Raw genomic sequence first — 10,803 nt, 5'->3', positions numbered from 1 at the left:
GACCGACTGGCTCACAATTGCGTACATCGCGCTTACCCCATCGACTTGGATTTGCTGCTTTTGCAGCCTCCATACACCGTTTCCGTTGAGCTAAGATGGCTTTATCTTGGCCGGTGTGACGTTGATGAGGCGTCACAAAGTTTAATTGACTGTGTTTGTGCTCGTAGTTGTACCAGCGTGTGAACTTTAATACCCACTGTCGTGCTTCATCGAGGCTCTTAAAGCCACTTGATGGCCATTCTGGCCGGTATTTGCAGGTTCTAAATAGCGACTCTGCAAACGGATTATCGTTGCTGACACGCGGCCGGCTGTACGAGGTAGTCACACCAAGATCATAAGCTTTAGCTCGCATGGTCTGTGATTTCATCGGCGCACCATTGTCAGAATGCAACACAACACCAGAGTGTAAACAGTTCTCACGTATCAGCGTGCGTTGTAATAATTCAGCAGTAAGCTCACCAGATTCTTGTTCGTAGACCTCATGACCAACGATTTTGCGACTAAATAAGTCTTCGAGCATATACAGGTAATAAAACTGTCCGCGGACGCTACTCGGTAAATAGGTAATGTCCCAGCAAAACACCTGGCAAGGGCCTGTTGCTTCAAACGTCGCGGGTGCTTTTGCGCCCTTCGGGGCAACACTACGACCACGGTGATGTAACTGACCATGCTGCTTTAATACGCGATAGAACGTCGATTCACAGCCATAATATCGACCTTCATCCAACAATGTCGGCACAATTTGCGTAGGCGGCAAGCTAGCGAAGCGTTTTTCATTACACACAGCCAAAATACTTTCTCGCTCAGCCGCCGAGAGTTTGTTCGATGGCTCCGGACGCACCGCATCGGGGCGTTTGTCTGCGAGCACTTTGCCTTGCTGATACCAACGCTTATAGGTGCGTAAACTAATGCCAGCTTCTTCGCAAGCTAACGGAAGCCGTGCACCAGACGCTTTTGCCTCACGGATCCAAGTCACATATTGCGTGCGCTCCGAGACCGAGGTCAATCGTCCTCGTTGTCGTTTTCCCAGAGCGCATCCAGCTTTTTTCGCAATACTAGTAACGCTGCGGTTTCAGCCAACGCTTTTTCTTTTTGCCGAAGCTCGCGCTTAAGCTGTTTAATCTCTTTGCGATCTGCTTTGCGTTGCTGCCTAGCTTCGAGCTCTTGCTCGCGTGAACTTGCAAAGCCTTTTAGTGAGTCTGCTTTCCACGCTTTGACTTGCTCGACATAAAGTCCTTTAGCACGGCAGTATTCACTGAGCTCTGCTTCATTCAAAGCACCTGTTTCGATTACGACAGCAAGCTTTGCTTCTGGTGACCATTGGTCTGGTGTTGGTTTGTTTCCTGGCACGGGGCGACCCTGTTCTCTGGCTTTATCTCGCCAATTATACAAAGTTTGCAGGCCAATGCCTTCCGTTCGTGCAATTTCTGCGATTGTCATATTCAGCGGCGGCATCATTTTACTTAAAACCAACTGCTTACGTTCTTCTGAGTAACGTGGCACAATCAAAACCTTAACGCCCCAACTGGTTAATTTTTAAGTAGTGTCAACTATCCTGCCAGAGGGGGCCATGGTGTGGCCGGTGTAGCCGCGCATCTCCCCTAACCGCAGTCCAAAAACAAACTGGCTGTGGCTCCACAAGGTCGACTGTTTACCCCATGGGTCGTAGGCTATCTGTTGTTTGAGAACATTGCCACTAACCGCCTGCCCCGTAATCACCACCGTCGAGCCCTGGGCATCCTTATGCAGGTGGGTTACCTGCTCGGTGGTGCCACTCCCGTGCTCAGTATGGGTGACAACCGTGCCTCCCACCATAAACCGAGGGCCAGCTTTTCTTGACCACTACACACGTATCACATTAGCCGAGAAATCACATGATAACCTACGTTCCACTGGCTATTCCAAATCACGGACGCGTGTAACACCTACGATAACCTTCATTTCCTTGTTCGGAGTCATCAAATACATCAATTATTTTCACATCTGCGATAATAAGTGGTGACGTTTGCACTAACGTCCCGACGACTGAGACATATAGATCCGTACAATGAGCAACTTCTCTGGCATAAGCCTGCTCAAATAGCGGCAAGAAGATGCCATTCTCGATTCGGGCTAATTTGCTATCCAATTCATAGGGAAACAGGTCGTAACTTGGATCCAAAAAACCTGTAGTTCGAATAGTTTTATTCACATACTTCTCGGGGTGAGTGAGCAAACTAAAAATCGAAACAAGTGCCTCCTCGCTATCATTGAGCTCATTCTTAGATTTTGCTTCTTGAGCAAGAAGTAGAGTAAGCATTAAGGCCCAAATAGTTGGCACGAACATCCATTTATACTTCATAAGTACCTCTCTTCTCGTAACTTTAAATAAAGCTAATCACATGATTTCTGTTTACTCTCTGCAACACAAGACTTATTTATACGTGTAACATCCCCGATAACCCATTTCCTCATCGTAAGTATCAATTATTTTGATACTTGCCATGACGAGTGGCGATGTCTGCACCACCGTCCCAACAATTTTTACGTTAAGTCCCATACAATGTTCAAACTCATCAGTCGAAGCTTGGTCAAGCATGGCTACCGAAATCGAATTTTCTAATCGGGATAACTTATTATCTATCTCAAATGGGAATAACTTAAGATCAACGAAAAAACCTGTCGTTACCACCTCCGTAAGTAGATATTTCTCTGGATCTGCTAGTAAGCTAAAAACCGAAATGGACTCTGCTTGAAAAGTCGGTAAGGCCGCCTTTGAGGAAGCTAAATACGAGAATGTTAAACCAATGAAAATACAAAGCGTCACTAGCAAGATTTTCCATTTATGCTGCATGACCAGCTCCTCGTTTTTGCGTTATAAGTATACTGTGAGAATTGTCTTGTTGTTCTATCCATTACGAAAATTGGAGCTGCGTCAAAGTGACGCCATGAGTGATCTTGCAAACGATGAATACTCAGATTTCCATGATCAGCAACCACCCACGCAACAACATTTTCAGGGTACCTCGCTCCACCCCCGAATCCATCGCTATTTACGTGATGGCCTCTTGCTCCCATAGGATTTACCTTCCACTCGAAACGGTAACCTCCTCGCACCTCAAATACATAACTTCCAAGACTGTAGCCGGAATAGTAACCATTTCCTCGATTAACTCCTCGAGGGTCATTGTATATACCGTAGACTCTTTGCACATTTTCTTTTTGCCGCTGGATGGCTATTTCTTTTTCTTTGAGTCGTTGCGATAGAGCATTAAATAGATGTTGCATCGCCCCAGTAACCGCCCCATTGGCAAACTTGCCACCGACAATGGAGGACGTGGTTCCACCGATAGTGGCTGACACCAAGGTTCCTGCAATCACTTGGTTTCCTGCTCTATCATTGAGAGGGGTTCCAATGCCTTTGGAGATGCCCGCGCTGATAAAACCATGGGAGAATTTTGCGCCACTTAAAGAAGCGAGTACGCCCCCCGCAAACGCATGAGCCCCTATCTGGCCCGCTATCTGCGATGCGGTTAGGGCATTGCCACCAAAATTCATCACCGGTTGGCCAGAAAATCCTAGCCGTTCCGCCGTCGCATTAAAGCGACTGTTGAACTGCCCCCGTTCTTGAAAACTGTGCCCAATGGAGTGGAAAACTGCTGCGGCGAAAGCGCCATTCACCGCTCCTCGTAAGTTACCTGTGGCCACGCCCCCGCCAATAAATCCTTTTAACATGGCAGCGCCGAGGCCTTGACCAAACGGCATTGCCATTAAGGCCATACCCACAAAAGGCGCAAAACTACCAAAGGCCTTATTCAACCGCTTAAACAAATACCCACTCGGATCCGTATAACTCAGCGGGTTATTCAGCACATAGCTGTAGCGGTTGTAGTTCTGCAGGTTCGCGCCCGCCTGAATAAACGGATCCGCCTGCATAAAGCGCCCCAGCATCGGGTTGTAAGTGCGCCCACCCATATGAATCAGATTCAGGTCGTTTACCATGGTGTGGCCGGTGTAGCCGCGCATCTCCCCTAACCGCAGTCCGAATATAAACTGGCTGTGGCTCCACAAGGTCGCTTGTTTACCCCATGGGTCATAGGCTATCTGTTGTTTCAGAACATTGCCAAGGACTGCATTTCCGGTAATCACCACCGTCGAGCCCTGCGCATCTTTATGCAGGTGCGTTACTTGCTCCGTGGTACCACTCCCATGCTCAGTATGGGTGATGACCGTGCCTCCCACCATAAACCGGTGCTCGATATCGCCGTTTTCTTGTACCGACCGCTCATAACCACCGAACAACCAGCGCGTTTGGGTGCCCGTAGGGCGAATATCTTGCTGGTAAACAAGCTCTCGCTTTGGGCCATACCGGAACAGCGTTCTAAAATCGGCGGCCCGTCGAACTTCAATCGGCTTATCAAATGTGGTGTATGTAAAGCTCTGTAATCCGTCGTTGATTACGTTGCCGTTACCATCATAGGTGAACGTCTGTGTGCCATGCGATGAGCTTACACTCAATAAGCGCGTTGGTCGACTTTCTGGAGCGCCACCCGCATAAGTGTAGCTCGCTCCGTTAAATCCAACATCGCCCTTCGACAGTAGATTGCCATACCCATCATAGGTGTAGTGGGCAACCATATTTGTGCTGCTTGATGTTGTATAACTCGAGTTGCCATGCAAGCTCTGGATCTCTTTGGGCGGTGGATCGCCGGGGTCGGGGACGGGGCCGGTGCATACCATATCTGGAGGACAGGGCTCATCTCCGCCTCCACCCCAATCACCGCGAGTTTCTTGCGTATATTGAGTAAGGCGATAGAGGTTATCGTAATAAAATGACTCGTTAACATCAGAGCCGGTACCTTGACGAAATGTTTGCTGCCGGGACGTTAGGTTACCCACTAAATCATATTGATAGTCTATATTGCGGATAATTCCACTGTGATTCACGGTCATTCCCGTGAGCCAGCCCGTTGAACTTTGATAGCTGTAAAGGGTTTCAGCGCCGTTTTGGAACTGCACACGCGTTCCATTCCCATGCGCATTCACGTGAGTCACTTGTTCAATCATCACCCCCGTTGAATGATTGCGATACCCTTTGAAGTAACCATTTTGATACACATTTTCGACCACTAAGCGCTCCAAACCAGAGTTGCTTGGATAGCGAGTTAAACGTGGCCGTAAAAAACTATCGTACGTATAATCAAAGGTCGCGCTTTGCCCGTTATTCAGAACAACCTTGCGTGAAATTTGGCTTTGCGCATTATATGTGTAACGCTCGCGATACGTTGGAGTCGCCGTGGTGGAGCAATCCCGCACCCCAGTATAACGCGCAACTTCCGTTAATCTCCCCTTCGCATTTGCAATGCCTGAGCTAGCCGGCGCATAGTGATAACACACCGTTGTTGCAGCGCTGTTTAGCCCTGAACTTACCTCTTGGAGCTCACGAACAACTCGACCAAGGCGATCGTAGCGCATCGACACCACGTTCCCATTGCCATCAACTTGTTGTGTAAGCTCGCCAAAAGAATTATAGGTGTATGTCCATGTGCCTTTATCCAAATCATCCATAGACACGCGTCGACCATCTGCATCATACGCGTTTGTCACGCGAGTCACGCTCGCCCCATTGACATGCGACTTTACTTCGCTAATTTGTCCGGAGGGGTGAAAATAGTAGGTCAGACGGTTATTACCTGCATCAATCACTTCAACCGTTCGTCCCGCGTAATCCCGAATTGAGGTGGTTGTATTGCCTCTCGCGTCTCGCTCTACAGTTGATAGTCCACTCAGTGCGACATTCGTCAAGCCGCCATTTGGAGCACGTGTTTGGCGCACGTTGCCATATCGGTCATAGGTGTACTCGACATACGCAGAGCCTGTTGAAAATGAAGGTTCATACACTCTGCTCACACGCCCTAAGTGGTCGTAGAGGGTACGTATATGTCCAACTTGGCCGGTTAACAACTGTGTTTCTTTGCGTACTTCCCGACCAAACTTATCCACATAAACCCACTGGGTCGGTTTGCCTCCACCCATGGCGCTCATTTTGTACACTGCATTCGGTGCATTACAGGAACCACATGCTGTCCACACGTATTCACGCTGCAGAATCTCGCTACCCGAACCAAATGACACCGCTGAGCGATACTCCCGACCAAATGTATCAAAATATTTATGTGATTTATTACCATTGGCGCCGGTGCTGGTCATCTTCACAATATGGCCGTTGGCAAGCTCGTAACTAAAATCCGTAACGAGTCCTTCGGCATTTTCACGCTGTATCACGCGGTTAAACAGCGCATCGTATGTGCTCTTAGTCACGCGTATCGGTAAAGCTTGACCATTCTCTGTCCCTAAATGGCTTTGTTGCACAATATTACCCGCCACATCGTAGGTGTAGGTTGTTGTCAGAGAATCGGCTTGCCCAGAAAGGTGAGTTGTTTCACTCGCTAAAAGGCCATCGCTTCGGTAGGTAAAGCTGACACTCCGTGTCATCGACTGATTGCCAGTGGCGCTGACAAGTGTCGTTGTGACGCTGCTTTCTGAAAGGCGACCCAATCGCTTGTCGGAACTTCCAACACCCAGCAATCCATGGGTCGTTAAATACGAATTGTCGGTACTTACCACCGTCCTTTCTGCAGAGGGCGTCCCTATTGCATTAAAGCCCGCTGTCGTAACCGTTGATTGCTCGAGGTTTCCGAACACATCAAATTGGAACGTGCTTTCAACCAAGGTTTCGGGCACGCTCCCTGTTATATTCCCAGTTAAACTTCTTTGTATCGCGTAGCTATACTCCTTGCTTGAAGCTACGTATGGATAGATACTACCTGCTGGACCACTGAATTTTGCTGCGAGCGTGTTCTTTGCGTAGCTTAATCGAAAATCACCGACCATATCACGAGTTTCAGAGGCTATTGGCATGCCAAAGAAAGGGAACTTTTGCGAGTATCGCGTTTGTGTTGCTACGCGTGTGGTCATATCTTCGGAGGTTAGAAACTCAAACCCTAACAACCCTCGACCTTGTCGGCTTACCAGCAGCCCCCCATAACGATACCGAACTTGTGTGAACGCATTTTTCTGAATTTCCCGTTCCACTGTGCCAACAACACTATACCCTGCGTAAAGTGCGAACTCTCCATCATCACGTTGACTAGAGTTGGGGCGCTCGTAAATATTTGGGTTACTTAAGGTACTGTAATGAATTCGAGTGCGGATACCGTGTCCAGTCGTAAACTGCGTGATGCTATTACGCGCTGGCGATCCCAATATATTCTTTCGTACATGCCAATAATTTCCACTTCCCGCATACAACATCTCAGGAAGGCCATTTCCATTCAAATCGGCAAATCGATACTGAACTCCGCCAACACGATTTATGGTCGCTCTTTTTGTAAATTGGATATTCCCAGAGTGCATCGGGGTTGCCGTCACATATAGCCCCCATGCGCTGCTTCCTTCCGGCACGAGTATTTCAGATTTCCCATCACCATCCAGATCCACAACTTGTAACATCCATCGGTCGCCAGCGTTGTCTGGGACTGGTATTGACTGGGATGGCATGAAATACCGGCCGTTCGACAACATATAACGCCAACCCTGTCCATTATTAAAGACAAGATCGGTTAAGCCGTCTCCGTTCAAATCGGCTAGACGCAGATTCTGCAGATTCCCCAAAGTTGATGTTTTGGTATATTCCCCTTGCGCGCCTAACGCGGGATTAAATGTATAAACGTCGATGCGATCGACTGGATAGTACACCCCGAAGCACTCCCCTGGAGTAGTGGGCCCCGTATCCGTGCATTCGAACTCTGTGACGCGCAGTAGAATATCTGTGTAGCCATTACCATTCATATCAAAGAAAACGGAGTTTGCTAACGACGCAATACTCAACTCCGTTGCAGGCTGGTCATCGCGTGGTAGGGGCGATGAAGGAGAAGTTAATGACCCGATCGGCACTTCCGCAGAGAAGCCGAGATGATGAATACCGTTCATCCCAAGATTAATGTAGGCATAAATTTTATTATTTTTAATAAAGACAATATCTTCAAAACCATTGCCGTTCACGTCTGCTACGTTCGCACTACCTCCCAAGCCAATAGCCGGCAGTCCGGTATTTATATTAAACTTTTGAAAGCCCAACGATAAATAACCACACTGACTTGAGTCAAATTCGAGCTCACAGTTATCAGCGGGTTGGTTAGGGCGCATTCCTCGAATTCGCCATTTAAGCTCATTGTCGTCGGCAACAAGCAAAGCACGCTTTCCTGAACCATCGTAATCGATGGTAAGAGCTCGTGAAGGGACATTAGCTCCTGTAGTACCAAGGCTTTCCTCTTGTGTATAGGGTCCAATCAAGCCTTCTGGGTAACAGTCACCCGCTATAATTGTAATTCCGCTACAACGGGTTTGCGCCAACCCCCCAAGAATTATGCGCCACTCGCCATTTTTGACGTATACGATATCCGCATGCCCATTACTGGTGAAATCCATAATCAGCTGAGAACTGGCGTTCTGCGTTGATCCCCGATACGCTACCTGCCCGTCAAATACATCCCAGTCATTTTGCTGAGGCTCCTCCCAGCAAATATGTGGCGACAAAGGATCGCAAATCACTATCGGCTCTAAGGCCGCCGACGCTGGACGCTCCCAGTCAAAGGTAACCGGATATTTGCATCGCTCGATGCCATTATTAACTGAACATTCTTGAATGCCATCCACGAAAAGCTTTTCTTCTGCTAAGCTTCGAAGCCTATAATCAATGCGATAATTACGCACAACGTGCCCATGAGACGAGACCTGAATTCCATCAATTCGCCTCGTCGATTGAAGAGGCGTACCGTACTGCCAACCTTTTCGAGCGGTGGCGGACCCAAACACAATCGAAACCTCATGCAACGGACTCTGATTTGCTCTGAGGGAATACCGTATCCCAGTTAAGAAATGCTCACCGGTCGTTTCGAAACTTGTGTACGTATACTCAATATAATTTCCGACAATATCTGCGGTCGCTTTTTGCGCCCATATTTTTGGCGTATTGTTTATTGCTGAGCCAAGCGTCGGGTGAGTATTAAATAAGGCATCATTACGTGCTAAGAATGGAACAGCACTGCTTACCGAATAAGTGCCTGATATTGCGTTTAAATCTCCAAAATAATGCAGTTCGCCCGCCTTCGTTTCAACGACAAACGCGCTAATATTTCCACTGACTTTATAAGGATGCACCTTACTGGACGGATCCAGCTCAGGAACAAAGTAGCTAGAGCCCCAGTAATCTGCCTGATTACTGCCAAGTAAGCGAACACCATTTAGACATAGCCTGTCACTCTGACTAAATGTTACCCCATTCGCGACACCATCTTGTGCAATAGTTTGAGGACATCGTGAAATACTACCGCCAGCATTCAGGCTCCATCCCATCCCCATGAGTCCATCACCACCGCGGCTATTGTAATTCAGAGACAAGCTAGGCGTGACGCCAGCGATACCTTCGGGCGTGTAGATCGGAATCTGGATTGTTGCTGCTCCCGATTCATCAACACGAAAGTCAGCAGTCGTTGCTTCGTGATCCGTTGGGGTAAGTAATGAACTTCCACCACCCGACATCATTCGAAATGGGGGTTGATAGGGCGGCTCGTCATTCAAGTTCACAGACTGCATTGAGACATTTCGGCCGGATCCATTAAAACGCAGATGATATCGAACCCCGTCTCTTTCCATAAGAATAATGAGACGCTTCTCTCCATCCCATCCGACAGCCTCGTAGGAAAGATGAATCAAACCATCATGACCTTCTGTAAGACGATAGTCTCGCCATTGTCGCTGGGTCATCGGCACAGCAATCCACTGCCCGTCAATAAATTCAACCCGAATGAATGAGCCCGGGCGGTAGTGCTCCGTGACATCTCCGTTGGGCTCTACAATAACTGCAGGAGATTGCAATAAGAATAAATCGCCTCGCTCATCTGTATAAGGTGTCCAAGTGTTGGCCACCGCTACAGATATCGACGATACGTAAAGAATAATAAGGGCAAGAATAATGCGAGGCATGAGAAAGTCCCTTTCAAATTCGCGCACGGGTTATGAATGCGCTGTCCATTGGGTTCACTTAAAAAAATACTTGCTACGTGATCAAGGTACGATAAGTTCTACTGAGCTCACCGTGCATACTGAACTTTGCGGATCAAACTCCACTCTGATATCCGACTGGCTCGCAATCGCCGTTATAAATAATGAACGATGCAAGTCAAATTGCTTAGCCTTGTCGTCAAGTAGGGCATATTCACCTTCATACAGTTGGCACCATAAATTAGCTCCTGCTTCGGGCTGAACTCTAACCATTACCTCCCGAGCATTTGCTTTGATTGCCGGCGTAATCACTTCTGCATGACCCTGACAAACATTTTCTTCACAAGAAGACCAAGCTGATCCAGAAAAGAAAAGAGGAAAAAACACTGCTCCTGCAACTATTAACTTTTTCATTGTAAACATCCTGTAACCATTAATGTTAATTTGATGTAAAGTTTCCATGTTTTCGACACAAAATAAATAGGGGGAAACCCCTGTCTATAATTTCACAGGGAAAGGGCGTCAATGTAGTGGCAGACTAAACCCGAACACCATTTTAGGTGGTAGTATTACCCCTAACGAAGAGGTATTCAATGGCAAGAAGACAACGTCGAACTTTAGCGCAGAATTCCAACATGATGCAGCAAGCTTGATATTCGAGCATGGTTATGGTTTCGCTGAAGGATGTCGTGCAGTGGATGTTCATGAGAATACGCTGCGTAGCTGGGTGCAGCAGCTAGAATCCGAATGTGGTGGAAT

The 10,803-nt window shown here is 47.8% G+C and carries 6 protein-coding genes; 1 reads left to right on the top strand and 5 read right to left on the bottom strand.

Going from position 1 to position 10,803, the window contains the following annotated elements:
- From CWE15_RS11730 to CWE15_RS11710, 5 genes are all read right to left on the bottom strand, one after another.
- Nucleotides 1–1,503 (bottom strand): IS3 family transposase gene (locus CWE15_RS11730; RefSeq protein WP_126758277.1). Its coding sequence is split into 2 segments (ribosomal slippage), with 1,504 coding nucleotides annotated over them: nucleotides 1–1,050 and nucleotides 1,050–1,503; the frame shifts between segments, so codons are not numbered across the junction. This gene is flagged as partial in the annotation.
- A 403-nt stretch (nucleotides 1,504–1,906) separates the two neighbouring features.
- Complete coding sequence (locus tag CWE15_RS11725) at nucleotides 1,907–2,341, bottom strand: hypothetical protein (protein ID WP_126758276.1); 435 nt, start codon at nucleotides 2,339–2,341, stop codon at nucleotides 1,907–1,909.
- Between the two features lie 72 nt (nucleotides 2,342–2,413).
- Nucleotides 2,414–2,833, bottom strand: a complete 420-nt coding sequence (locus CWE15_RS11720) for a hypothetical protein (RefSeq protein ID WP_126758275.1) — start codon at nucleotides 2,831–2,833, stop codon at nucleotides 2,414–2,416.
- The gene (locus CWE15_RS11715) at nucleotides 2,806–10,026 is read right to left on the bottom strand and encodes an RHS repeat-associated core domain-containing protein (RefSeq protein ID WP_126758274.1); all 7,221 of its coding nucleotides are present in this window, start codon (nucleotides 10,024–10,026) and stop codon (nucleotides 2,806–2,808) included. Before CWE15_RS11715 ends, CWE15_RS11720 begins: the two co-directional genes overlap by 28 nt.
- A gap of 81 nt (nucleotides 10,027–10,107) precedes the next feature.
- Entirely contained in the window at nucleotides 10,108–10,458 is a 351-nt protein-coding gene (locus CWE15_RS11710; RefSeq protein ID WP_126758273.1) for a hypothetical protein, read from the bottom strand.
- Between the two features lie 139 nt (nucleotides 10,459–10,597).
- Between CWE15_RS11710 and CWE15_RS12215 the strand changes: the two genes are divergently transcribed.
- Nucleotides 10,598–10,803: transposase (locus tag CWE15_RS12215; RefSeq protein WP_157980765.1), on the top strand; the 206-nt coding region annotated here is incomplete at its 3' end.

Source organism: Aliidiomarina taiwanensis, from assembly GCF_003987015.1.
Taxonomy (GTDB): domain Bacteria; phylum Pseudomonadota; class Gammaproteobacteria; order Enterobacterales; family Alteromonadaceae; genus Aliidiomarina; species Aliidiomarina taiwanensis.
Note: the sequence above shows the minus strand (reverse complement) of the source record. Positions and strands in the feature narration are given on the sequence as shown.